Below are 26,245 nucleotides of genomic sequence, written 5' to 3'. Positions count from 1 at the left end.
GCGTTTTGGTTAGTAGAGTGGTGTATAGGGAACCTAGTATAGAAACGATAAAAGACAATAGAATGACCTTGTTTCAAAATTGGCTTATATAAACCGCTATCTTTATAAGTACTAGTTTTATCAGTACTGATTCTTACGAGTCGATGGTTTTTTATCTTTAAATAAAGACGTTGCATAAGATGTCGTGATAGTCGTCTTCTTTTCATGGGCTACTTTTAGAGTCTGTCTCAGAACCTTACTCATACTTGGTATGTCTGCTCGAGCATCAGAGAAATTATCCATTGCTACCTTGGCTGCGCTTAGTTTGAGAATACAAACTACCGCTGCACAGATAAATAGTACTGGCGAATAGAGCGGTGAAAATGGCGCTACAACTATGGCTGTAATGATATTTAGCACCAACAGCAGTTTTGGTAACGCTGCTATATTCTTAAGAAATAATGAACGACGACTTTGGATATAGTTTTGTTTTGGCGTACAGACAAAAGGTTTCTCTCGTCCCCACAGTACCGGCAGCCATGACAAGGCGCCAATCACCCAAAAGTTTAAGTGCATCAACCATGCTCGTACTTTTCTGCCAAAACGTGGCTGATGGTCGTCATCTATTTGTTTATTGAGAGGCGATTGATCACGGCAGTAAGCCCATAGACGTCTAAGGATAAAAAATGCATAGCCTGCATAAACCAGATATAAAGGTGCAAGCATCGACACTTCAGCGTTATTTATTAAAAGCATATCAACCATCACCAATAATGAACAGATATGCAAAAGGATAAAGAACCCTGTAAAATTGACCCAAGCACTCAGTTGAGACAGATGAGCGCGTATATATGCTAGGCGTTCACTCATACTTTTAGATTGCGAGACATACTGAACTGGAGAGTGGTACGGGACTGACAGGTAATCCGTGAGCACTTGCATATTGCCGTAGATCCAGCGTCGGCGTTGACATATTAGGTCATCTAGTGTGTTGGGCAGCAAACCCGTGGCAATGACTTCTGGCACAAACTGACTGCGAAAACCTTGTCGATGCATAAGCACGCCCATTTGAGCATCTTCAGTGATAGAAGCACCTGACCAGCCTCCTATGCTCAAAAGATCTGAGCGTCGAATGACTGCGTAAGTACCCGTTGATAAGGCGCGATTGCGATTAAAAGGACGATACAAATGATGGTTAAAATAGTGATTCAACTCGCTATGCGCATCGAGCTGTCCTTCATTACGATAAAACTGCGGAAACTGAAGTAGGGTATACTCAGGATATTGAGCGATAGCCTGCGTAATAGAGGCTCTAGCATGTGGTAATGCTTGGTAATCACTATCGACCACCACAATGTGACTACAGTCTGGACACATTAACCCAAGTGCCAAGTTTAAAGCACCCGCTTTGAATCCTTCGACACGATCAATATGATAAAAATGGACATTCAAATCAGCGTTTAAGCTTTGGCAAAATGCTGCTAACGGCTTATATAACGACGTCTCTTTATTATTATTATCGATAATCAATATCTCATCGCATGCTTCTTTTACTGCTAATAACGACTTTATTGTGGCAATAACCAACTCTGGAGGCTCAGCTCGCGTCATCAACTGAAAACTGAGTGCTGCGCTAGTCAAAGCTTCTTGTGTGTTAGCAGTCATGTCTGGTCCTTAAGCATGTACAACAAGTGAAATTTATATAAAGAATAGTATGCTTATGGGTAATGTAAGTACTTGTATCTTCAGTCATTTAATGAATACCAATGCATGCTAATACAGAATTAAGTAATGATTTAGCCGATAATTGTTTGTGATAAATTAACTGTGTAAGTTGTACGTAATGTGACATAAAAACTTAGTATTTTAATCACGTAAAAATAGGGCGTTTTTTGATTGAGAAGGGGGTAGGTAACTGTTTTTTATTTTTGAGTTAGGGTAGTTAGTAAAAGGATAAAACGAGGAAAGAAGACGAGGATAAAAAAGCAGGAAGGTCTGCATCATTATGCTGAAGCACGACTGTAGTAGGATAGAAAAACACGACTGAAATCGTAGTTAGTTTCAGAAGCTAACTACGTTAATAAGTTTGAGATTAGGTTATTTATGTTGATGCTTAGCTAGCCCTGACTAAATCAAGTCAGTGTTAAGCCAGTGCTAAATGAGTGACACACCAGCTCCAGACATCGTCGACAGTCGATGTTGATAACGAATTCTTCTTGCGAACGAGATAATAGTCTGGAGCAAACGTTAGCGTTGATTCGCATAATAAATCAACTTTATCTATTCGGTCGCGGTCAAAGTCTGCAATAGATTAGATGGTTACCAGTACGCCAATGATTACCCTGAGATGATCGAATTAGAGTCTCGGCAATAAGATATATCTTTTTATAGGATTTTGAAGCGTTATTGACTAAGTTTTAGCTATGGCATAAAGACGACTATGTAGTGGCTTTCCCTGCTCAATACTCAGTGCTTGAGATTCATGCAACTACCTGAATGATAACTACTGATATGCCTTACAACTGAATAAACAAGTCCAAAAAGTCGTTGTTTTTTGGACTTGTTTTTATGTATCACAGTTATTTTAAAAATATACTAAAAGCTATATCCGCTCCTTTGCTCAACGTAAAAACAATAATTAATGTGTCTGTTTCGGCAGTGCTCTTGACTGATAGCGGCTGTAATAAAAAATCGCTAAGCCAGGTATATATAGCAAGAGTGATAGTAATAGGTTGTCCACGCCAGCAGCATAAATTAGCCAAATACCGTAGACACTCGCGCCCAAACCGATGGCTTTGATGCTCCAGCGTTCTGACTGTGCAAATGATACTTTGACCAAATACGCTCCGACCAAAAAGTAAGGAATCAAAATCATCGAGGTGGAGATAATTACTAAGGTGTTGTAGCCTTTACCGGTCAAAAAGATCATCAGTAAGCACAGCTGCACGGTCAAACTGGTTAGTAGTAATGATGCCGTTGGCGTACCTTGGGCATTTTGCTTGGTAAAGATACGCGGAAACGCATTGTACTTCGCCGCGGTAAACGGCACTTCAGCAGAATAAAGAATCCAGCTCAGATAAGAGGCCAATACCGAAACGATAAGCCCAATACTAATGACCCATTTACCCACATCGCCCGTCATCTGCGCCATGATGCCCGCCATCGATGGGTTACTAAGCGCTGCCACATCTACACGGCTCATGACCCCGAGAGAGAGCAGGGTAATGGCAACATATAGTACCAACGCAAACAATACACCGATGTAAGTGGCTCGGCCGATATCAGCGCGCCTCTTCGCACGTTGCGATAAGACAATCGCGCCCTCGATACCCGTAAATACCCATAGGGTGATCAGCATTGTCCCTTTGACCTGCTCCATAAAGGGCACGTCCAAAGTCGTTCCCGCGCGGTCAGCATTAAAGGTCTGCATATCAAAGGCATAATAGGCAAACACAATAAAAGCAATGAGCGGTAAACTTTTTGCCAAGGTTGCCAGCAAATTGATAAAGGCCGCTTGCTTAACGCCGCGCAGTACCAAATAATGCACCAGCCATAAAATGATAGACTCACCGACCAGCGCCCACAGCGTGTTGCCTTCACCAAAAACAATACTGGTTGGTGTATCAATAAAGCTGCCCAGCGCGGCAAACGCCACGACCAAGTAGCCAACTACACCAATCGTCGCACACAGCCAGTAACCCCATGCTGAAAAGAAGCCTGCCAAATCGCCAAACCCTGTTTTGGCATAGGTATAAATACCGCCATCCAGTTCAGGCTTGAGGCGTGATAAATGCAAAAAGCAGCCCGCGAGGAATAAAATACCTACGCCTGTGATGATCCATGCCGTAATGATGGCGTTCACGCCTGCCACTTCGGCCATGTTTTGCGGTAGGCTAAAAATACCCGCACCGACCATCGAGCTAAACACGATGGCAGTGAGCATGGTTAGCCCAATTTTTTGTCCATTTTGCATCGTGCGATCTCTATTTTGTTGAGGTGCCTGTCGTCAAAGTATCTGTTGTTAAAGTACCTGTGAAATGCTGGCTCAATGCCTGAATGTGTTCAGGGCCAATACCGCAGCAACCGCCAATCAGTGATGCGCCTTGGGTTTGCCATTTTTTTGCCCAAACCAAGTATGCAGGCGGGGTTAGGTCATCGCGCACTTCATCGAGGCCATCATTAGCGGTGGCGTCTTTTGGCTGTGGTGGAAAAGCGTTGGCATACGCGCCAAGTTTGATGTGCATGGCATTCTTGTCTTGCAACACGCTTTGCGCTACATCAAGCGCTTGATCAATCACTTCTGGCTGACAGCAGTTAAATAAGATTGCTTCTACATTGATATCTGCCATTTTGGTAACGGCTTCTTTTACCGTCTCACCTGAGCGCAAACGCGGTACATCGAGATGCTCGCTGTCTTCTAGGGTGAATGAAACCCATAGCGGTTTATTGTCTGTATCTAGCGTATTAAGTAGCTCACGAACAGCGATAGACTCGGCGATTAGACTCTGAGTCTCAGCGAGCCAAAAATCGACATACGGATTTAGACCTTTGATCAGTGGGGTAGCGATATCCTCTACGTGGTCAGCATCAAACAAGTCTGCACGGTAGGAGCCAAACAGTGGCGGTATAGATCCAGCTACTTTGGTTGCTGCGCCTTCTAGTGTCACTGCTGCACGTGCCATTTCACCTGACGCTGCTGCCAAAACTTGTGCTTGCGCCGCAAAACGTTCCTCGCCGATATGAAAAGGTACTAGCGCATAGCTGTTAGTGGTAATGACCGCTGCGCCGCTTTGGATAAAGGCGCGATGCACGTCACGGACGATCTCAGGCGCTTCTATCATTGCCAACGCCGACCACTCAGGCTGACGAAATGGTGTGCCACGTTTGGCTAGCTCTCGACCCAAGCCGCCGTCAATAATTGTGATTGCGTCAATTGACATAATAAGTCCCTCTTTATAGTGAATAGGTACATCTATTAAGACTCTATAGTCAATTCTCTATAGAAGAGTGACAGCATTAACCTCACTTGAAGTATGACAGTTACATCTGCGCTCGGTTGCATTGTCTCTCTTTCAAACTGAATCCGCTATATTTTGAGAAATAGAGTTATTTGAAGGGACGAAATACTAGGCGTAATAAGGAGTAGATGCAACCAAAAGTTTAGTAATAATGTTAATTGATTACTTTTGGCATCTGGTTGCCTTGTTCGAGTATAGGTATTGCATGGTTTTTCTGATGAAGTTTATGCAAATTGTGAGTAAATACGAAGTGACGATGACTTTTAGTCAGACATAAAAAAGCAGACATCATAGATATCTGCTTTTCTATTATTACAAGGCTGCTTCTAGATGATGCTTCAAACAACTATTAGACTTGAAGCTTGATTAAGTATTTCTCACCAGTCGCCTGTTTGCCATAAGCGGCGATTGATTTTAACTGTAGCGCTTCTTCTAGGGTCACTTCATGCGTATAGCTGCTCGCAAAGGTGGTGGTGATTTCTTCTGCCACGCGTTTGCGCATGGACTGAACCGTTTCACTACCAAGCTTGCCAAGTGCATTGAACAATAAGAATCCATTTACGCCCCACGCAAAACCAAAGTTACGGTTTAAGGTGATCGGACCACGGTCTAAGGCGCCATAAATATAAGCTTGTTTAAAGGTATTTGAGCCATAGACGCTGTATTCTTCTACGTCACGAGTAATAGCTGCCTCCATACAGTTTAGAATATCGCTGGTGAGCTTACCGCCACCGATAGGGTCAAACGAAATCGTAGCGCCTGTTTCAGTAATTGCGGCGGTCAAATCAGCAAGGAACGTCTCACTGCTTGAGTTCACCACATATTTTGCGCCCATATCGCGCAATAGCTTTTCTTGCGAGTCTTTACGGACGATATTCACCAAATCAACACCGTCTGCCATACAGATACGGTTTAGCATTTGACCCAAGCTAGATGCTGCTGCGGCATGTACGATGGCTTTGTGGCCTTCAGCGCGCATGGTTTCGACCATTGCCAGTGAGGTGAGCGGGTTTACAAAAGACGATGCGGCCTCGGTAGCTGTCGTGCCGTCTTGCATTTCTATGCAGCTCCTTACATTGACACAGTGGTATTGACGATATGTACCGCCACCAATCACTGCAACCATTTTGCCCATGAGTGCTTGTGCGGCTTCTGATGAGCCTGCTGCGACGACTGTACCAGCGCCTTCGTTACCGACAGGCGTGTCTTTGTTTACCCGCGTTTTGAGTGATGGCATGAATTTCGCAGGCACATCAGCAGTAATGATCGGGCTGTCATCAGTGCCTGATTGTACAGCGGTTGACATATCAGCGGCGCTGAACATCACACCAAAATCAGAGGGGTTCAATGGCATGGCTTCCATGCGAACGACAACTTCGTCAGCACCGGGTTGCGGCATCTCGATATCTTTTAAAGACAGGGTTAATTTGTTGTCATCACTGATGGTTGAAACCAGTTGTTTATTTTTATCGGTCATAAGATTTGCCCCTGCAAATAGTTGGATTTTTAGACCAATCCCTTTATGGCATTGGTCGTTCTTTAGGTTATTGAATTTTAGTAATTTTCTTAATGTGGCTCATTTTTATTGCTCACATTGCCACAAGTTATTTAGCGTTTGCGGCTTGGATTAGAGCTTTAACGTGTTGCATAAACTCAGGCATGTTTGCTTGACTGTCTGCCTGAACGCTTTTTGCAATGTCGGTTTCACTCATGGCTTTGTTCCATTCTTTCATACCGTCCACTTCTGCCAGTACATCCCACTCAAGCTGAGTCGCTCCAAAAGCGTTGACAATAGTGTTGACGTGATGCACATAGATGTCAGCCATGGTGAATTGCTCGCCTGCAATCCAAGGCGAAAATTGACATAAGCGATTCATAGCAATAATACCGCGGCCCAATACTTGACGGACTTCCTCTTTGACTGCGTTAGGTGCTTGAGTACCAGAAAATACATATGGAATCAGACGACGACTTGGTAGCTCAAAATACAGCTCTGCTATTTTCATAATCTGACGTACAGTCGCGCGTTCTGCTGCATCGGTAGGATATAGCGGCTTTTCAGGATATGTTTCTTCCAAAAAGTCACAAATCACGTTAGATTCTGACAGATTAAAACCGTCAGGCATGGTGATTGCAGGTACTTTACCCACTGGGCTGACGGTCAGCAGATCATCACTACCAGCGTACAAAAGGTCCTCTTGGAACGGGATACCCTTATATAAAAGAGCGTGTTTTACGATGTTGTAATAGTTGCTTGCAGCAAAGCCGTGCAAAGTAATCATAAGTCATTCTTCCATTGTTGACGTAAAAGTTATTTTTAATCGTGTTTTCATTGCAACGTTTAGGGCGTGTTTGATATTCACAAATAGGCACTGCTGATTGCTAAAACGGTTCCAGACAAGGCGTAAAACGACGGTAATGCTCGTGCCTTAACTAGATTTACAACACAGTATGGGGCAGTTTTAGCATCAGCTCCAATATAAACAGAAGGAGACAGGACTATTTTTTGCCACTTCATTGTTAAAACATAGACGCTTAGAATGACTAAACTTACTATTTTTAACGTCGAACTGTCTAAAAAATAGTCTCTGTCAGTGCCATGGTCGAATATCAAGCACGCCCTAAGTTAAACACATTATTACTGGTTTTAATGTGGTTATATATAAGGAATAACGTGAATCACTATTGCTTTTAAGACAATAATAAAGCGAAAATGCTCACATATTTATCTAAATGGAGAGGTCAGTTGGATCAATTACGTGCCATCAAGTATTTTAGCAAAGTCGTAGAAACGGGAAGTTTTACTAAGGCGGCAAATGCATTCAAAGTGCCGCCATCCTCACTATCAAGACGAGTATCTGATTTAGAAAAGAGCTTGGGCGTGACACTGTTAAAGCGTACGACTCGAATCGTTAAATTGACCGAAGTAGGGCAGGTCTATTATGACGATATGCAGCAAGTATTGGATCAGCTCGAACAAAGTAAAGAAACAGTACGCAGTTATCAAACGACGCCAATGGGGTGTTTACGCATCAGCTCTATGGTGGGTTTTGGTGAAAAGATACTGCTACCATTGTTGGATGAGTTTGGTGAGTTGTATCCAGAGATTGTGCTAGATGTCAGTCTCAGCGATGAATTATCCGCATTGGGACGTGACGATGTCGATATTGCGATTCGCGGTGGTTATGCGCCAAATGAGCGCGTGCTTGCCATTAGGCTAATGGACAATGGGTTTATACCGGTTGCGTCGCCCAGTTATTTAGAGATGCATGGCGCACCTAGTCATGTGATGGAATTAAAGGAACATAAAGGCCTGTATTTCAAAGCCCCAAACGGGCCAACGCCTTGGCTCTGCTATGTGGATGATCAGTGGCATGATGTCTCAGGGCCAGCAGTGGCAATTTCAAACAATGGACCATGGCTTGCCAAGAAGGCTTGTAATGGTGAAGGGATTTTGATGTCCACTCGGTGGGCACTATCCTCATACCTTGAGTCAGGCGCATTGCAAGAGATTAAATTTGAGCATCCATTAGCAATCACGCAGCACGCTGATATGGCCGTATATCTGCTGTATCAAAAGCAGCGCTATCTCGTACCAAAAGTGAAAGCCGCCGTCGATTTCTTGGTTGAGAGGATAAAAGTAGGAAGTGAGCGTTGATGTAAGGGAAGTGTGCTATCTACAACCTCATTACATTCATATTCGTATCAACACCTAAGAGGTTTGAGATACAATCGTCATAGAATATTATGACAGGCTACTCATTATATTCCTGATTGAAAATAACAGATAGCTCATTGGCTGCCTCTTGCATGACAGGCACATAGCTCAGTAGCTCATCCAAAGATTTTCTGACGATAGGACTATGAGTAAATACCGTAGCAAATGCGGGCTGTTCACCATTCGGAATCGGGATAGCACAGGCGACCATACCAGGAATAAATTCTTCATTATCCGTCCCTATCTGTGTCTTACGCACTTCAGCAATGGACGTCATGAGTTGTTTTTTGTCAGTCTGAGTATAGGTCGTGAGCGCCTGTAACGATAGTTTTTCTACAATACGCTCGCACTTATTGTCTGCCAACTGCGTCAACAATAATTTGCCGCTGGCACAGGCCCAGATAGGTATATTGGTTCCGGTAGGTAACTGTATTTGGACAGGCCAGTCAGATATTACACGATCGATATACACCACTTCTAAGTCTTGCAACACCGCAATCCCTACCGACTCACCAATTTTGGCTGAAAGCTGTTGTAATATCGCCAACCTTTCCGCTTTAAAAGGACTGTTTTTCCACAGGTCTAAAGCTAGGTCATGCATTCTTTTTCCGCAGGTTACTTTTCCATGCAAATCTAATTGGACAAATTGAAGCGGTTGTAGCTGATTTAACAATCGGTACATACTAGCTACAGGGATGTCCAATGTTTCTGCTAAGTCAATAACGCCCATAGGTTTAGCGGATTTGGCCAATACTTCTACGATTTGCAAAACTCGCTCGACGCTTGAGCCCTTTTTTTTGACATTGTTCATAGTTCAATTTGCATCCTTAACTGTGCGTTCAAGAATATCACTCATCATGTTCATCACATATTTCTGTATTCATATCTTGTCATATCGAAGGTGTTCTGATAAGTTACATAACGATAATCATAGTTCTCGATATATGAAATAAAATTATAAATAGCCATACCAATATAAAACAAATCATAAACTTTTATCTGCTAAAAATAATAAAGCGTAAGAGGTTGTAATAATGTTAGATTTAGCAAATATGACGCCGACAGAGGTCAGAGCGTTAATCAGTAACAATGAACTTAACAAGCCGACTTCCGGTATGTGTAAAGGTCACATACAAGCAAACTTAGTCATAGTGCCCAAAAATTTGGCCTATGATTTTTTATTGTTTGCACAAAGAAACCCAAAGTCTTGTCCTATTTTAGATGTAACAGATGTCGGTAGCGCAGAGCCACGTCTCATGGCAAAAGGCGCAGACTTGAGATCTGATGTCCCAAAGTATCGGATATACAAATTTGGCGAATTAGTGGCTGAGGTGTCAGATCTGAAAGACTACTGGAGAGAGGATTTGGTCTGCTTTCTTTTAGGATGCAGTTTTTCCTTTGAGTCTGCCATGCTAAATGCGTCTATTCCTATCAGACATATCGAAGACAATCACAATGTGCCAATGTATATCACAAACATAGAAACTGAGCCTGCAGGACAGTTTCATGGGAAAATGGTGGTTAGCATGCGGCCAATACCTTATCCATTAATCACCAGAGCCGTCCAAGCCACCTCTCGATTTCCGCAAGTCCATGGCGCGCCTATTCATATCGGAGACCCTAGTGTCATCGGTATAACCGACATTAATGCGCCTGATTTTGGTGATGCATCCATCATAAAAGAAGGCGAAGTCCCTGTATTTTGGGCTTGCGGTGTGACGCCGCAAAGTATCGCTATGACTAGTAAGCCTGCGCTGATGATAACGCATTCACCAGGACATATGTTTATCTGCGACCCAAGAGATGAAGACTTGGCAGTTCTATAATTTCTGATGACAACAGTATTTTTAATACGCATAGAGATAATTAATTTCAAACCATTATTTCAATAAGCCAATCAATAAATTGTCACATATCATTCAACAATCACACTTTACATACATCACTAAGTACGAATTTTTTATAAAAAATAATTGTTCACTTTTACTCTAACGGAATAGCCAATCATATGAATATCAATTTCACGGATCTGGAAAAACTGATCAAACTTGCAGAATGCGCCGATATAAAATCTTTAGAAGTCATTGATGGTGATGCACGTATTTCTATCGTTTGCCAATCTGACGACAACCAAAGTAGTGGCAATTATATCGCTCATACTCCCAACCCAAGGGCGTCTCATTCAGAGTCTCAAACCGAAACCACTCAAAATAGTACGGATAATAATACCAATGTAGACAGTGATCGTAGTGATAAAACTGCGAATACAGAGGTGGAGAAATCCCAAGTAATAGCGCCTATGCTAGGTACGTTTTATCTTCGCTCTGAGCCGACAGCAGAAGTGTTTTTTCAGGTAGGAGATAAGGTGGAAGTAGGGCAGACACTATGCATCATTGAAGCCATGAAAATGATGTACGAGGTCAAAGCAGAAACTGCGTGTACGCTTAAAGAGATTTTGGTCGATGAAGGTGATGTCGTAGAGTACGCCCAGCCCTTATTTGTTATAGAGCCAAACAGTTAAAGCCACTCAATAGCCGCTCAATATTGTATAGACGCTGCACAAACACTGTATTTGACACTATATTTTTAAGGGAATAAACATGTTCACAAAAATCTTAATTGCCAATCGCGGCGAGATTGCTCTACGTATTATCCGAGCTTGTAAGCAGCTAGGCATCCAATCAGTCATTGCGCATTCTGAATCAGACAAAGACTCGTTACCCGTGCGCCTAGCCGATGAAGCAGTATGCATCGGGCCTGCCAATGCCACACACAGTTATCTTAACCAACGAGCGATTGTGTCTGCTGCAAAGCTTACCAACGCGCAAGCCATCCATCCAGGCTATGGCTTTTTGTCTGAAAACGCTGACTTTGCAGCCTTGATTGAAGATTCAGGTCTCACGTTTATTGGTCCAACGGCTGACAATATCAGAAACATGGGCGACAAAGTTGAAGCCAAAAAACAAATGACGATGGCTGGCGTGCCTTGTGTACCTGGATCGAATGGCGCATTGCCTGCTGATTCAGAGCAAGTTATCAAAATCGCCAATGAGGTCGGTTATCCAGTCATTATCAAGGCGGCAAGCGGCGGCGGCGGTCGTGGGATGCGTGTGGTCGAAAAAGAAGCCGACTTACTCTCCGCTATCTCTATGACACAGACAGAAGCCAAAGCCAATTTTGGTAGTTCCATTGTCTATCTTGAAAAATACCTACAAGCACCGCGTCATATCGAAGTGCAAGTCATGTCCGATACTCACGGTAATGCGATTTATTTAGGCGAGCGTGATTGCTCTATGCAGCGTCGTCATCAAAAAGTCATTGAAGAAGCGCCAGCACCTGGTATTACTGAAGAGCAGCGCCAGAAAATCGGTCAAGCCTGTGTCACAGCTTGCGAGCAAATGCAGTATAGAGGCGCAGGCACGTTTGAGTTTTTATATGAAAACGGTGAATTCTTCTTTATCGAGATGAATACTCGTGTGCAAGTTGAGCACACCATCACTGAGATGGTGACGGGCGTCGATATTGTGCAAGAACAGATCAGAGTGGCGGCAGGGCTCACGCTAGCACACAAGCAAAGTGATATCGCCATTATCGGACACGCTTTTGAGTGTCGTATCAATGCCGAAAACGCGCAGACATTTTTACCAAATGCTGGACGCATAGACTACTGCCACATGCCAGCAGGGTTTGGTATCAGAGTGGATAGTCATGCTGAATCGAACTACACCGTGCCGCCATCTTATGACAGTTTGATTGCCAAGATATGTGTACAAGATCGTTCAAGAGAAAAAGCGATCGAAAAAATGCATGCGGCATTATCAGAAGCGCAAATTACGGGTATTGATACCAATATTGGTCTGCATCAGCGACTCTTTGAAGATGAAGTGTTTTGTGAAGGGCAAATGAGCATCCATTATCTAGAACAGTGGATACAAGACAATATATAAAGCAAGTCTTGCCCGCAAAAATGAAAACCAAATCTGGCATTAGTGTCAGAAGCGTCAGAATCAAGATATAGTCGGTTCAATATAATTTGGATACAAGGAAGGCGAGTGAAAGTACTACAAGTCGTAGACTAAGCGAGCCTGATACCGTATCCAATTTATAGAGGATTTGACTATAGCAGATAAAAATAATGGAGCACGTGCTAATGGAACTACAATGGCAACTATGCAGTGAAACCAATCTAGCGTTGTTTTTCCCTAAACCGATCACCTTAGAAAAACAACAAAAATGCTGGGCTTTATCAGACAGTATCCAGAAAATGCCAGAAGTCATCGAAGTGGTGATTGGTATGAATACGCTCAGTGTATTCATCGTGCCATTAACATGGGCTGAGCTTACTACCTTTAAAGATAGGCTGTCAGACCTACTCAATGATCTCCCTTCAAAAACCATCCAAGGCAAACACGTCGAGATCCCAGTACATTACGGTGGAAAATATGGTCCTGATTTGGTAGCCATGGCGAATGACTTAAATCTCTCGGTTGAAGCCGTTGTTGAGCTACATACCAAAGCCACTTATACCGTTTACTTTATCGGTTTTCAGCCAGGATTCCCTTATCTTGGCGGCTTGTCTGAGTCGCTGTATTTCCCAAGACACGCCATCCCTAGAACTCAAGTACCCGCAGGCTCAGTGGGTATAGGCGGCGAGCAGACAGGGGTATACCCTTTTGAGTCTCCAGGCGGTTGGCAGTTACTCGGCCAGACGGATACTGCCTTATTTGATTTAACCAAGTCTTCTCCGACGTTGCTTAACGCAGGCGATACTTTGACATTTAAAGCGATTGATATTCATCAATAAGTGATAAATAAAAGATGCATGAATCAAAAAGACAAACAAACAGGTGGTATCAATGAAAATTCTAACCGCGAGTGCCCTTGCCAGTATTCAAGATTCAGGACGACTGGGTTACCGCAGTATGGGTGTGGGTAGAAATGGCGTGATGGACAGCTGGGCGCTACAAGCCGGCAATGCTTTGATGAAAAACGAAGTCAACGAACCTGCTATTGAAATAGCGCTCGGTGAGCTAACCATACAGTTTGAAGAAAGCGTCAGCTTTTGCTTAACGGGTGCTTTATACGAGGCCTATCTAGACGATAAGCGTATTCCTTGCTATTGGCGTATCAATGCAACAGCTGGGCAAACGCTCAAACTTTTGCGTCCGCTACAAGGCATGTATACCTATTTATGTGTGCACGGTGGCTTTGATATCGAGCCAGTATTGCAGTCAGTCAGCACCAATCTCAAAGCAGGATTTGGCGGATTTGAAGGCAGATATTTAAAAGCCGATGATAGCTTAACGGTAAAGACTGAATCCAGCCTACCTGTGATTGGGGTGGCCCGTCTTGCCCCAACCGAGGTTATTCGAGTGATAAAAAGCAGTGAATACGACTGCTTCACTGAGTCGTCTCAACAAGCGTTTGAGACCCAGCCATGGAAACTACAAAGCAGTAGCAACCGTATGGGTTACCGTTTGGAGGGAGCTACAGCGCTTGAGTTTAGTAAGCCAGTAGAAATGAGCTCACATGGCGTTGATATTGGGATGATTCAGGTGCCACCACAAGGACAACCGATTGTCCTAATGGCAGACGGGCAAACGACGGGTGGCTATCCTAAAATCGCAACCGTGATTCAAGCAGACATAGGTCTGATGGCACAGATTAGATTTGGCAAAGCCTGTCAGTTCGTCGTTGTGTCGTTAGAGCAGGCGCTGCGTGAACAACAGAAAAGACAACATTACATCGATCAAATAAAGGAGTATGCCAATGAAAATTGATTTAAATGCTGATGTGGCGGAAGGCTGCGGGCAAGACGATAAGTTATTGACGATAGTCAGCTCAGCGAATGTCTGCTGCGGTCTTCATGCTGGTTCTTACAGCGAGATGCTAGCCACGTTGCAATTGGCAAAAGAAAACAATGTGAGCGTAGGCGCGCATCCTGGTCTAAACGATAGAGAAAACTTTGGCCGTATTCATCAGCCGTTAAGTGAAGCCGATTATCGTGCTTTATTGGTATATCAATTGGGCGCAACCAAAGCGCTTTGTGACTTGGTTGGTGTGTCATTAGACTACGTAAAACCGCATGGTGCGTTGTACAACCAAGCGGCCATTGATGAAGATTTATCAGACATTTTGGTCAGTGAAATCAAACGATTTGATCCAAATCTAAAAGTCATGGGTCTGTCGGGTGGTTATCTGGTTAAAGCAGCCAAAAAACAGGGTTTAGCCTCGATATCAGAAGTGTTTGCTGATAGGAACTATGAAAAAGACGGCTCATTGGTCTCCCGCACTAAAGACAATGCCTTAATCACCGACACAGACGAGGCCGTTAAACATGTATTACAAATGGTCACTGAAGGGACAGTCACTAGTGTCTGCGGTCAAACCGTACCAGTAGAAGCGCAAAGCATCTGCTTACATGGGGATGGTGAGCACGCTATTTTATTTGCACAAGAAATAAAGAAACAACTGGAACTCAAAGGTATCATTATCTCTGCCTACTAAATATCCGTTTCCTAATCATTTGATTAAATTATCCCATATAGAACAAGGATGTTTATGAGCACCATAAAAAAACATAATACCGCCATTTTAGGCGCGGCCTTCCTGATGGCCACATCAGCAGTAGGGCCAGGGTTTTTGACCCAAACGGCCACATTTACCGAAAGCCTAATGGCAAGTTTCGGCTTTGTTATCTTAATCTCTATTGTTATGGACATCGGCGTCCAGCTTAACGTTTGGCGCGTAGTCGCAGTCTCCAAAAAACGCGCGCAGGAAATCGCAAACTTGGTGTTCCCTGGTGTTGGTTACTTGCTCGCTTTCTTAATCATTGCGGGTGGTCTGGCTTTTAATATTGGTAATATTGGCGGTGCCGGACTTGGCATGCAGTCCATGTTCAACATGTCACCCATCACAGGCGCCCTGATCAGTGGTGTAATTGCCGTTGCCATATTTTTAGGTCGAGAAACGGGGCCTATGATGGATAAGTTCGCTCAGTTAATGGGCTTTATCCTGATTGTACTGGTCATTTATGTGGTCTTTAAATCTGATCCACCATTAGCAGAAGCTGTCAGCAAAACCATCATGCCCGACAAAATTGATGCAGTGGCTATCGTGACACTAGTTGGCGGTACGGTTGGCGGTTATATTACTTTCTCAGGTGCGCATCGCTTATTGGAAGCAGGTGTCAGCGGAGAAGAGAATTTAAAATCAGTGACCAGAAGCTCAGTCTCTGGTATTTTGATTGCCTCTGTGATTCGCGTATTTTTATTCCTTGCCGTATTAGGCGTGGTATCTCAAGGCTTCGCATTGGATCCTGCCAACCCAGCCATGTCGCCGTTTCAGTACATTCTAGGAAATGCGGGTAAAGTTATTTTTGGTATGGTGATTTGGGCGGCGTCTGTGACCTCGGTGATTGGTGCTGCTTATACTTCTGTGTCTTTTATGACCAACTTCCATCCGTTCATTGAGACTTATAAACGCTACTTCATTATCGGTTTCATCGTTATCTCAACGTTGGTGTTTGCCACTATCGGTAAACCGGCTCAAGTATTGGTATTGGTTGGTACGTTAAATGGCTTAGTGCTACCTATCGCCATGGTCATCGTTCTGATTGCCGCCTACAGAAAAAATATCGTTGGCAATTATAAGCATCCGATTTGGATTGCAGCATTTGGTTGGTTAATCGCCATCGTGATGAGTATTCTAAGTGTCATGACCATTGCTAAATATCTGGGCATGAGTTAAAAAATTAAGATAAGGAATGTATTATGGATATAGAGCAAATAACACGTGTGGTCAAACTGGTTGAAAGCAGTCAGCTGCACGAAGTCACGATTGCCGACAATGGGCAGTCTATTAAAGTGGTTAATAATCTAGGTACGCAGAATAATGTGAGCGCTAACCCTATAGAGGCCACGACTACTCATGAGCCTGAACAGCAGGGTAGTGATGTCTTGCAAGTAGGTGCCACCTATGTAGGGCAGGTATACTTAAGTGAAGACGATGCAACAGACAACTTGGTCAAAGAAGGCGACCATATTCAAAAAGGTCAGACCATTTGCTTCATTGATGAGTTGACCCGTTTGCAGCCAGTGATTAGTAATAAAGAAGGTGTGGTCACGGCAGTTTCGGTTGAAAGTGGCCAGAACGTTGAATACGGACAGCCTATTTTTGAGTTAGCCCGTAGTTAAAGACAGTTAACGTAGTTTTGGTTAAATCAAAATATAAACCCTTTAAGCATCATCTGTCGCTTAAAGGGTTTTTTATGTGCTGAGTATTTGTATTAGACTCATCATGTATTTCGTGCATCTAATATAAGCTATTTACTCTGCCCAAGATCATCCAGAATAGCGCAGTCTGCATTATCATCGCCTGCACAATGATCAAAAGAATTCTGTAGCGAATTGACCATCTCCTGCAATTGGGCGATTTTTTGGTTTAACGTTTCGATATGCTCTTGTGTCAGTTGCTTAACATCTGCACTCTGACGATTAGCATTTTTGCGCAAATACAGTAACTCTTTCATTTGCTTAGATGAGAATCCTAAGTCACGAGAATGTCTTAAAAAGCATAAGTCGTCTATATCGTCTTTAGAATACAAGCGATAACCTGAATTTGAGCGATTTACTGTTTCTAGCAAGCCAATCTGCTCATAGTAACGAATCATTTTGGTAGAGATACCTGATTGCTTTGATGCTTGACCAATATTCATATTTTTCCTCCTAACCTAGAAAGGGCTTAAGCATTAATGTTTAAACCCTATATGGATATCCTTTACGATTCTATATTCACTCTGTAATGACAGTTGCTTTGAAATACTTTAGGCGTAACGCATTACCCAATACGAAAACAGAAGACAGTGCCATTGCGCCTGCCGCAAAAATGGGTGAGAGCAGGATACCAAAGGCGGGATACAAGACACCTGCGGCAATCGGAATCAAAGCAACATTGTAAATAAATGCCCAAGCCAGATTTTGTCTGATATTACTGATGGTGGCTTTACTCAAGGCAATCGCGGTAGGCACGCCTTGCAGACTACCTGACATTAGCACCACTTCAGCCGCCTCAATCGCCACATCTGTGCCTGTACCTATGGCCAATCCAACATCGGATTGAGCCAATGCAGGGGCATCATTGATACCATCGCCAACAAATGCCACTCGGCCATATTGTTCTTGCAACTGGCGTACTGCATCCACTTTGCCTTCGGGTAATACTTCTGCCACTACCTGATCGATATTTAATTTTGCGGCAATCGCTTGGGCGGTATGGCGATTATCGCCTGTAATCATGGCTACTTTTAAGCCCAACTGATGTAGTGCGGCGATGGCGGCATGAGTCGTCTCTTTGATAGGATCTGCAACGGCAATGATAGCGGCCAACTGCTGGTCAATCGATACATAGAGTGGGGTTTTACCTTCTTGCCCCAAACGTAGCGCATCTTGTTCAAAAGGCGCAACATCAAGCCCTAATTGTTGCATATAACGATCTGCGCCAATGTGGATCACTTGGCCTGCCACGTTTGCTTGAATACCCAAACCTGTCATCGCCTCAAAATCAGTGATAGGCAGCAGTTGAATACTCTGTTGTTCTGCTGCTTGTACAATGGCTAAGGCAATGGGATGCTCAGACTTTGCTTCAACCGATGCCACCACACGTAAGACTTGTTCTTTCTCAAACCCTTGTTGGACTTGGAAATCTGTTAAGGTAGGTTTGCCTTCAGTCAATGTGCCTGTTTTATCAACGGCAACCACGCTCACATCCTGAAGCATTTGTAGCGCTTCGCCTTTACGGAATAGCACACCCAATTCTGCACCACGACCCGTACCGACCATAATAGAGGTGGGAGTGGCCAATCCCATTGCACAAGGGCAGGCTACAATGAGCACGGCAACCGCATTGATTAAACCAAAGGTTAAAGCAGGGTCAGGGCCAAAAATCAACCAAACTATAAAGGTTAATGCTGATAAAAACATCACCGCTGGTACAAACCACATGGTGACTTTATCCACCAATGCTTGAATCGGTAATTTAGAGCCTTGGGCTTGTTCTACCATACGAATGATTTGCGCTAATACAGAATCTTCACCAATGGCCGTTGCTCGAATATTCACGGTACCGTTTTGATTGATAGTACCGCCGACCACTTGATCGCCTGCTTGTTTTTTCACAGGGACAGGTTCACCAGTAATCATAGATTCATCAATATAACTGTGACCGTCAACCACCTCACCATCGATAGGCACACGCTCGCCTGGGCGAATCTCAACGATCATTTGTGCAGTGACGTCTTCTACAGGGACTTCACTGACTTTGCCATCTTGCTGTACACGGGCGGTTTTTGCCTGCATGCCCACTAAATGCTGAATGGCCCCAGAAGTACGTCCTTTAGCCTTTGCTTCAAAATAACGACCTAATAATATCAAGCTAACAATCATAGCAGCGGCTTCGTAATAGACATGCACTGTACCTTCAGGTAACGCTTGCGGGATAAAGGTCGCTATGAGAGAAAAGCCATACGCTGCGATAGTACCAATCGCCACTAGCGAATTCATATCTGGCGCAAAACGTAATAAGGCTGGCACGCCTTTTTGATAAAAGCGTCGGCCTGGAAAGAGTAGTACCAATGTGGTCAAAACAAACTGTATCAGCCAACTTTGCTGAGTGCCGAGGTTATTCACTACCCACATATGAAAGGCAGGAATCATATGCGATCCCATTGCGAGAATGAATACGGGCAGTGACAACAGCGCAGAAAGTCCTAAATCTCGTTTAAGCTGATTTTGCTCTGAGGCTTTTTTATCTTGTCGATCACTTTGGTCTTGTTCTACCAGTTTGGCCTCGTAGCCCGCTTTTTTAACGGCATCAATTAAGTCACTCGTTTGTATTTGCGCATCGCCTTTAATCCAAGCGCGTTCAGTCGCAAGGTTTACCGTGGCTTGTTGCACGCCAGCGACTTTGGCCAAGGATTTTTCTACTCGTCCAACACACGAGGCACAACTCATGCCTTCTATGGATAGCTCGATAGGCTTGGTTTCAGTCACCTTATAGCCTGCGCGCTCTACCGCTTTGTTTAACTGGGCAACATCTACAGGCTGAGATGAATAAACAGTCGCCTGTTCAGTGGCAAGGTTTACCTCGGCGTTTTCAACGTGTTCAATGTTTTTTAATTGTTTTTCGATACGCCCAACACAAGACCCGCAACTCATGCCTTCAATGCTCAGCACTTCATGATAAGTAGGGGCTTTAGTATTTTTTGTTTTCATAACAACCTCTGTCGTTTTTAATTCTGTTTTTAATCTATAGTGACAGCATATAGGTTGACATCATGGTAAGGTCAAGCGTATTTCTATAATACTTTCAAGCGCATTTATAGTAGCGTCTTATACTTATCGTTAAGTTCAAAATAGCTCAATTATGGTTTATTGTTGAAGGTGTGGCGGTATTAATTCTAAAATAGGGCAGGATAAATGACTAAGAATAAGATAAACTGCCCAGCGAGCGCTGATAGGGTTCGATAACTCTCGATCAATTCACTGTATTTGGCTACTAGCGAATAAAACACCAATAACAAACACGGCTAGCAATGACAGAGTACGCCGTCAACAGCAGATGATATCAGCACCGTTAACACAAAACATTTATACAAGACCATTGATATTAAGGCACATCACTATGGAAGAAGTACCAAATACGATAGAACAAAGACCCGTATTCATGCCCAAAGTCAACAGTGACAATTTGGTAAAAACGGATATGGTTATGTTTGAGCGGCATGTGGGATTTGCGACCAGACAAAAGAAAAAATCCATCAATGACTTACAGCAAGTCATTCGTAAAAAGTATGGGTTTAAGCATGTGTTAGAGCTGTCTAGTAAATCTGGTAATAAACTGAGTTTTCCGCTAAGTCCGTTTAGTTTAAAAATTACTGATGAGCATGATAGCAGTCCATATAGTGTCGAAAATGCTTTTCAAGCCAGTATGGTTTTTGAAGATGGTGGTCCTTATACAGATTTGCTAACAGTAGCGCCAAGACAAGCCAGAAAAGATGAGCGATTGATGACCTCGGGCGAACTCATTGGCTATAATTACTTTGGTATGGAGTGGGGCGTAGAGCCGTTAACGACATTTTATGATTGGCTGTACGTGAATGCGCTCAAGCAAAACCCTCAGCTGCATGAAGAAGTAATTCAATATCAAGGGTTTACTGATATTACCTTTAATCCTAAAAAATCTATCCATAGTGCAGCGTATGCGTTGGCGCTGTTTGTGGCACTGCATAAAAGAGAATTACTCGATAATGTTGAAGACCCAATGGCATTCTATGACTTATGCAATGATTTTAAAATCAGCAATACTGAGCACCTATTAGAAGAAGGTTGGATCTGATTATTAAATCAGTGCTTGCTTAAGTTTGCTTGAACCGAAAGCCACGATACATAATGTGTCGTGGCTTTTTTATGTCTCTATGTTTAAAGCTATATATTCTCATCCCAATACGGCGGCGTGCCATAGTAGTTGGTCATAAAGTCGATAAAGCATCTGACTTTGTGAGGTAGTAGTTTTCTATGGGCGTAGACGGCATATAAGCCTAAAGGGCTAGGTTCATATTCTGGCAACACTACGACCAACTTGCCAGAGCTCAACGCTTCACTAGCAATAAAAGTCGGCTGTAATATCAATCCTCCGCCTGCAATAGCTGCTTCAACGAGTACGTCGCCATTATTACTATGAAAAACGCTATGTTCTTTGAATTGTTTGGTCTTTAGGTATTTGTAGATTTGACCCTTAGTTTCTACATTCATATAGCTATAATGCAAATAGCGATGCGACTCTAAATCCTCAAGCTGCTTAGGTGTGCCATGAGCTTTGAGGTACTCGGGCGAGGCGCATAACACCACGCGAATCGGAGCAATCTGCTTGGCGATAAGCGATGAGCTTTGGAGCTGTCCGATACGCAGGGCAATATCAAACCCTTCTTCAACGATATCTACTTTTCGATCACTCAACTGCAGATCAACGGTAACTGACGGATAGCGATCCTGAAAATCAGTGATGAGTTTTGCCATATGCTTTAAGGCAAAGGACACGGGCGCACTGATGCGCAGGACGCCTTTGGGATGCTGCTGTAAGCCGCCTAACTGCGATGCCATCTCATCAATACTCAATAAAATCTGCTGCGCATGCGTAAAGTATTGACTGCCAGCTTCAGTCAGGCTGACTTTGCGCGTAGTGCGGTTGAGCAGACGAGTATGTAGTTCCTCCTCTAGCTTTGCTACATATTTGCTTACTAGCTGCGGCGAGAGCTGCATCGTAATAGCCGCTTTGCTAAAGCTACCTTCTGTCACTACCGCGACGAAAGCGCGCATGGCATCGATTCTATCCATATTTATTCCTATATTTCTCTCAATATCAAATCAATTATAAACAGTATGTTGATAATTATTCAATATAACTGAGCTTACTCTTTTGTAGCGTTGATAGTAAAGTGTGCCTATATCATTTTCGACACTATTTATTCTAATCATACCTTATGGAGTAAGCATCAATGAAATCATCACTATTAGATACTATTTTGACATCAAAAGCTGGAGCAGCGGCCTTAGTTCTACGTGTACCAGTTGGCTTAATTTTAGCAGCCCATGGCGCCCAAAAACTATTTGGTTGGTTCGGTGGTAATGGGCTAGCAGGTACGGCTCAATGGTTGAACAGTATGGGTATGGAACCTGGCTACTTAATGGCGATATTGGCAGGTGGTGCTGAGTTCTTCGGTGGTCTGGCTCTGGTGTTAGGTTTGCTAACCAGACCAGCTGCTTTAGCCGCAGCCTTTACCATGTTGGTGGCTATTTTTTCTGTCCATATCAGCAATGGGCTATTTGCTGATAATGGTGGTTATGAATACGCGCTAACATTGATGGTAGCTTCGCTTGCCCTAGCTATTCAAGGTGGCGGTTCCTTCAGTATGGATAAGGTATTATTAGAAAAATTAGGCTAGGCTTCATCATTGTAAATGGTTTTATTCAATTTTAGTGAATAAAGCTATTTAATAAGAGCCATTTAAGACAAATAACAAGGGGAAAGCCATGACAACACTTTTATCTAATGAGTCAGTTAGCCAGCCTGTACTGTTTATACCGCATGGTGCGGGGCCATGCTTTTTTATGGATTGGCAACCAGCGGATACGTGGTATGAGATGGCAACGTTTTTAAAGAGCATTTCTGCTCGTTTGCCTGAGCGACCAAAGGCTATCTTAATCATTAGTGCGCATTGGCAGACAGCTGAATTTAGTATCACCGCTAGTAAGCAACCTGATCTCATTTATGATTATTATGGCTTTCCTGAACATACTTACAGTTTGACTTATCCAGCCTCAGGCGCACCAGCATTGGCGGAGCAAGTCAGTAGTCTACTGACAGAGGCAGGGGTAAGCAATAAACAAGATGCGGAGCGTGGGTTTGATCACGGGGTATTTATACCGCTCAAGCTAATGTTCCCTGAGGCGGATATTCCAGTGGTCCAACTATCCCTGCGTCATGATTTAGACCCACAAGCGCATTTGGCTGCTGGTCAAGCGTTGGCATTACTGCGTACAGAGGGTGTACTAATCGTCGGTAGCGGCATGAGCTTTCATAATATGCGCGGTTATGGCGATACCAGTTTTACTGAACCATCAGAGCATTTTGATGAATGGCTAACGAATACTGTAGAATCAGCAGATTCGGATAAACGACTCACGGCCTTGGCCAATTGGAAAAATGCTCCTCACGCGCTTGACTCACATCCGTTAGGGGCAGAGGAGCATTTGTTACCGCTTATGATAGCGGTGGGTGCAGCAGGACGTGACAAAGGGCAAAAGATTTACTCCCAGCAAGTGCTAAAAACGCAGTTGTCTGCCTTTCAGTTTGGGTAAGTAGTTTGAAAAGCATAGATCATGGTGTTTCAGCTTAATTGTCAAAAATAAAACATCCTTTGAATCTGAGAATCAAAGGATGTTTTAGGTTAATGTAGTCAATCCTCTATAAAAGAGTGACAGCGTTAACCTCGCTTGAAGTAGTACATTACATCTGCACTCCGTTGCCTTGTCTCTTTTTTAAACTGAATCGAGTACAGAGCAGTTATTAACAACCTATCAAAATAAGAGATAACGTCGCTTATTATTCATACTTTGCCATTACATTATTTCCGTCAAGTTCAAATTTAAAGACTTTCGATGTCGTTTCAAAGTTGGCTATAGCTAAGTCAATTATTATAGATTTCGTAATTGCTCGATTAACCAACGATGTATGCCACTGTCAGCAGTACGTGGATGCCATGCTGCGATGACCTTAAAAGTAGGCGGCAATGCTTCCACCTCAAGTTCTTTGACCTTATTGCTCGGCAATAATCGCGAAGGATAAAACGCAATCATGTCAGTCGTGTGCAAAATATCTGGTACAGCCGAAAAGCTAGGAACCGACATCACAATATTTCGTTTTAGACCTTTTTCTGCAAACCATTGATCATGAGAGCCGCGTAAATTAGCACGCGAGGGTGACACGACTAGCTGCGCGTGTGCAGCCACTTGCGACAGCGTCAATGGCTCTGTGGCAAAGGTATTTTCACAACCCGTCACGCATAAATGTTGCTCTTCAAATAAAGTCACATATGATAAGTTATCAGGGATAAATTCAGGGAAGGTAATCAACAAATCAAGCTCGCCTGCTGCAATCAGCTGATTGATATTGTCTGAGGCAAAATCACGTACGATTAACTTCAAATCTGGTGCGTTGCGTCGCGTTATATTAAACAGTTGTGGTAATAATGCCTGCGTTGCATAGTCAGTTGCGCTAATCGTAAACACACCCTTATAGGTTTGCGGCGTAAACACCTCGGGCTCTAACAACATTTCTAACTGTTTTAATATATCGTCAATCGGTTGCCGCATCGACAGTGCTTTTGGCGTTGCCACCATACTATTACCTTGACGGATAAACAAACGATCATCAAACACCTCACGTAACTTGCGTAACTGCTCACTGATGGCTTGTTGGGTCAGCCCCATTTTGCGTGCGACTTGCGACAAGTTTTTTAGATCAAGTAGCGCCTGCAATACTCTAAGTTGCTTGATATCGAGCCGATTCATACCATTCATAATTTCATACCATTAATAATTGTATCTTAAACAAGAAACGGTTGTTTCTAATTGTACCTGCAAAACGCTATGCTGACCAACATTGCTTAAGTAGCCACTAAATGAGCTATTAAGCATTAAAACAGGCTCAATACATTCAATAATAAGCCATCAGCTGCTTTAAAAGAGATACTTATGACACAAACTATTCCAGATACAAAGACATTATTTTCCTCTGTAGCACTTGGGCCTTATACGCTTAAAAACCGTATCGTAATGCCGCCATTGACACGCTCTCGTAGCACGCAACCTGACAATATCCCTAATGACTTAATGGCCAGCTATTATGCACAGCGCGCCTCGGCAGGCTTTATGGTGACCGAAGGTACGCAGATTGAGCCAAGAGGTCAAGGTTATGCTTGGACGCCAGGTATCCATTCATCAGCCCAAGTTGAAGGTTGGAAAAAAGTCACGCAAGCAGTACATGACAAAGGCGGTATTATTTTTGCTCAGCTTTGGCATGTAGGCCGTGTGTCGCACACCAGCTTGCAGCCTAATGGTGCTCAGCCGGTAGGGCCGTCTGATATTACCGCTGATAACGTCAAAGTATTTATTGAAACAGGTCCAGGTGCAGGTGCATTGGCTGATCCAAGTGAGCCACGCGCTCTCAGTACCGATGAAGTTGGTGAGTTGGTAACGATGTATGCGGCCGCTGCGCGCAATGCATTGGAGGCGGGTTTTGATGGGGTAGAGCTGCATTGTGCTAACGGTTATTTGGTCAATCAGTTTATCTCTGAGCACACCAATCACCGTGATGATCAATATGGTGGGTCGTTGACCAATCGTTTGCGCTTCTTAAAAGAAATCGTGGCTGCTGTCAGTGATGTGGTCGGTGCTGATCGTTTAGGTGTGCGTTTTGCGCCTTTGTTTGCGAGTACGGATGAGACACGCGTGTATTTAGGATTGGTAGAGTCAGATCCCCATCATACGTATATTGAAGCGATTAAAGTCCTTGAACAAGCGGGCATCGCCTATTTGTCAATTGCAGAAGCTGATTGGGATAATGCGCCTGATTTACCAGACACTTTTTATCAAGCGGTGAAGGAAGAATTTTCAGGACGTATTATTTATGCTGGCAAATACACGGTACAAAAAGCTGTGAACATTTTAGAAAAAGGCTACGGTGATTTATTCGCGTTTGGTCGTCCTTTTATCGCTAATCCTGATCTGCCAGAGCGTATTGCCAATAACTGGCCATTGAATGAAGTAGATCCTACCACGATGTATGGTGGTACTGATGTGGGCTACAGTGATTATCCTTACTATCAAGAATAGCAAAGTACATAAACAGTGACTGAGATAAGGCCATTAATACTAATGGCCTTATTTTCATTTATAAATTTGTGACTTGTTGG

At 43.5% G+C, this 26,245-nt stretch carries 23 protein-coding genes; 13 read left to right on the top strand and 10 right to left on the bottom strand.

Annotated features, from left to right (window positions below):
* Nucleotides 1–120: 120 nt before the first annotated feature.
* The 5 genes from HCZ91_RS11025 to HCZ91_RS11005 form a co-directional block, all read right to left on the bottom strand.
* The gene (locus HCZ91_RS11025) at nt 121–1,644 is read right to left on the bottom strand and encodes a glycosyltransferase family 2 protein (protein WP_179799425.1); all 1,524 of its coding nucleotides are present in this window, start codon (nt 1,642–1,644) and stop codon (nt 121–123) included.
* 973 nt (nt 1,645–2,617) lie between these two features.
* The gene (locus tag HCZ91_RS11020) at nt 2,618–3,952 is read right to left on the bottom strand and encodes a basic amino acid/polyamine antiporter (RefSeq protein WP_179799424.1); all 1,335 of its coding nucleotides are present in this window, start codon (nt 3,950–3,952) and stop codon (nt 2,618–2,620) included.
* A 10-nt stretch (nt 3,953–3,962) separates the two neighbouring features.
* On the bottom strand, nt 3,963–4,904 hold the full coding sequence (locus tag HCZ91_RS11015; RefSeq protein ID WP_346342195.1) for a homocysteine S-methyltransferase family protein: 942 nt from the start codon (nt 4,902–4,904) through the stop codon (nt 3,963–3,965).
* Nucleotides 4,905–5,346: 442 nt separating this feature from the next.
* Nucleotides 5,347–6,474, bottom strand: a complete 1,128-nt coding sequence (locus HCZ91_RS11010; protein WP_179799422.1) for a zinc-binding dehydrogenase — start codon at nt 6,472–6,474, stop codon at nt 5,347–5,349.
* A 127-nt stretch (nt 6,475–6,601) separates the two neighbouring features.
* A complete protein-coding gene (locus HCZ91_RS11005; RefSeq protein ID WP_179799421.1) occupies nt 6,602–7,279 on the bottom strand; it encodes a glutathione S-transferase family protein in 678 nt (225 codons plus the stop codon).
* A 464-nt stretch (nt 7,280–7,743) separates the two neighbouring features.
* Between HCZ91_RS11005 and HCZ91_RS11000 the strand changes: the two genes are divergently transcribed.
* Nucleotides 7,744–8,655, top strand: coding sequence for a LysR family transcriptional regulator (locus HCZ91_RS11000; RefSeq protein ID WP_179799420.1), 912 nt, complete (start codon nt 7,744–7,746; stop codon nt 8,653–8,655).
* Between the two features lie 97 nt (nt 8,656–8,752).
* On the opposite strand, the gene HCZ91_RS10995 is transcribed toward HCZ91_RS11000, so the two are convergent.
* Complete coding sequence (locus tag HCZ91_RS10995; RefSeq protein WP_179799419.1) at nt 8,753–9,526, bottom strand: IclR family transcriptional regulator; 774 nt, start codon at nt 9,524–9,526, stop codon at nt 8,753–8,755.
* Nucleotides 9,527–9,749: 223 nt separating this feature from the next.
* Here HCZ91_RS10995 and HCZ91_RS10990 point away from each other — a divergent pair, with 223 nt between their 5' ends.
* From HCZ91_RS10990 to HCZ91_RS10955, 8 genes are all read left to right on the top strand, one after another.
* On the top strand, nt 9,750–10,541 hold the full coding sequence (locus tag HCZ91_RS10990) for a putative hydro-lyase (RefSeq protein WP_179799418.1): 792 nt from the start codon (nt 9,750–9,752) through the stop codon (nt 10,539–10,541).
* A 182-nt stretch (nt 10,542–10,723) separates the two neighbouring features.
* Nucleotides 10,724–11,236 carry an acetyl-CoA carboxylase biotin carboxyl carrier protein gene (accB, locus tag HCZ91_RS10985; RefSeq protein ID WP_179799417.1) on the top strand — a complete coding sequence of 171 codons (513 nt, stop codon included), beginning with the start codon at nt 10,724–10,726 and terminating at the stop codon, nt 11,234–11,236.
* 79 nt (nt 11,237–11,315) lie between these two features.
* Nucleotides 11,316–12,662 carry an acetyl-CoA carboxylase biotin carboxylase subunit gene (accC, locus tag HCZ91_RS10980; RefSeq protein ID WP_179799416.1) on the top strand — a complete coding sequence of 449 codons (1,347 nt, stop codon included), beginning with the start codon at nt 11,316–11,318 and terminating at the stop codon, nt 12,660–12,662.
* 203 nt (nt 12,663–12,865) lie between these two features.
* Nucleotides 12,866–13,519, top strand: coding sequence for a 5-oxoprolinase subunit PxpB (gene pxpB / locus HCZ91_RS10975; RefSeq protein WP_179799415.1), 654 nt, complete (start codon nt 12,866–12,868; stop codon nt 13,517–13,519).
* Between the two features lie 52 nt (nt 13,520–13,571).
* Complete coding sequence (locus HCZ91_RS10970; protein WP_179799414.1) at nt 13,572–14,495, top strand: biotin-dependent carboxyltransferase family protein; 924 nt, start codon at nt 13,572–13,574, stop codon at nt 14,493–14,495.
* Complete coding sequence (gene pxpA / locus HCZ91_RS10965) at nt 14,485–15,222, top strand: 5-oxoprolinase subunit PxpA (protein ID WP_179799413.1); 738 nt, start codon at nt 14,485–14,487, stop codon at nt 15,220–15,222. The genes HCZ91_RS10970 and pxpA overlap by 11 nt, the downstream gene beginning before the upstream one ends.
* 54 nt (nt 15,223–15,276) lie before the next feature.
* Nucleotides 15,277–16,464 (top strand): NRAMP family divalent metal transporter, encoded by a 1,188-nt coding sequence (locus HCZ91_RS10960; RefSeq protein ID WP_179799412.1) that lies wholly within the window; start codon nt 15,277–15,279, stop codon nt 16,462–16,464.
* 23 nt (nt 16,465–16,487) lie between these two features.
* The gene (locus HCZ91_RS10955; protein ID WP_179799411.1) at nt 16,488–16,910 is read left to right on the top strand and encodes an acetyl-CoA carboxylase biotin carboxyl carrier protein subunit; all 423 of its coding nucleotides are present in this window, start codon (nt 16,488–16,490) and stop codon (nt 16,908–16,910) included.
* Nucleotides 16,911–17,038: 128 nt separating this feature from the next.
* Here HCZ91_RS10955 and cueR read toward each other — a convergent pair whose 3' ends face one another.
* Together cueR and HCZ91_RS10945 are read right to left on the bottom strand one after the other, a co-directional pair.
* On the bottom strand, nt 17,039–17,431 hold the full coding sequence (gene cueR / locus HCZ91_RS10950; protein WP_179799410.1) for a Cu(I)-responsive transcriptional regulator: 393 nt from the start codon (nt 17,429–17,431) through the stop codon (nt 17,039–17,041).
* Nucleotides 17,432–17,507: 76 nt separating this feature from the next.
* Nucleotides 17,508–19,985: a heavy metal translocating P-type ATPase gene (locus tag HCZ91_RS10945; protein WP_179799409.1), complete on the bottom strand. Its 2,478-nt coding sequence runs from the start codon at nt 19,983–19,985 to the stop codon at nt 17,508–17,510.
* A 409-nt stretch (nt 19,986–20,394) separates the two neighbouring features.
* Between HCZ91_RS10945 and HCZ91_RS10940 the strand changes: the two genes are divergently transcribed.
* On the top strand, nt 20,395–21,108 hold the full coding sequence (locus HCZ91_RS10940; protein WP_179799408.1) for a hypothetical protein: 714 nt from the start codon (nt 20,395–20,397) through the stop codon (nt 21,106–21,108).
* Nucleotides 21,109–21,197: 89 nt separating this feature from the next.
* Here the strand turns inward: HCZ91_RS10940 and HCZ91_RS10935 are convergent, their stop codons facing one another.
* A complete protein-coding gene (locus HCZ91_RS10935) occupies nt 21,198–22,106 on the bottom strand; it encodes a LysR family transcriptional regulator (RefSeq protein ID WP_179799407.1) in 909 nt (302 codons plus the stop codon).
* Between the two features lie 161 nt (nt 22,107–22,267).
* Here HCZ91_RS10935 and HCZ91_RS10930 point away from each other — a divergent pair, with 161 nt between their 5' ends.
* Nucleotides 22,268–22,714, top strand: a complete 447-nt coding sequence (locus tag HCZ91_RS10930) for a DoxX family protein (RefSeq protein WP_179799406.1) — start codon at nt 22,268–22,270, stop codon at nt 22,712–22,714.
* A gap of 88 nt (nt 22,715–22,802) precedes the next feature.
* Nucleotides 22,803–23,630, top strand: coding sequence for a class III extradiol ring-cleavage dioxygenase (locus HCZ91_RS10925; protein ID WP_179799405.1), 828 nt, complete (start codon nt 22,803–22,805; stop codon nt 23,628–23,630).
* A gap of 336 nt (nt 23,631–23,966) precedes the next feature.
* Here HCZ91_RS10925 and HCZ91_RS10920 read toward each other — a convergent pair whose 3' ends face one another.
* On the bottom strand, nt 23,967–24,851 hold the full coding sequence (locus tag HCZ91_RS10920; protein WP_179799404.1) for a LysR family transcriptional regulator: 885 nt from the start codon (nt 24,849–24,851) through the stop codon (nt 23,967–23,969).
* 186 nt (nt 24,852–25,037) lie between these two features.
* Between HCZ91_RS10920 and HCZ91_RS10915 the strand changes: the two genes are divergently transcribed.
* Nucleotides 25,038–26,165 (top strand): alkene reductase, encoded by a 1,128-nt coding sequence (locus HCZ91_RS10915; RefSeq protein ID WP_346342194.1) that lies wholly within the window; start codon nt 25,038–25,040, stop codon nt 26,163–26,165.
* Nucleotides 26,166–26,245: the final 80 nt, after the last annotated feature.

This window comes from Psychrobacter sp. BI730, assembly GCF_013414195.1.
Taxonomy (GTDB): domain Bacteria; phylum Pseudomonadota; class Gammaproteobacteria; order Pseudomonadales; family Moraxellaceae; genus Psychrobacter.
This window is presented reverse-complemented; position numbering and strand designations above follow the sequence as displayed.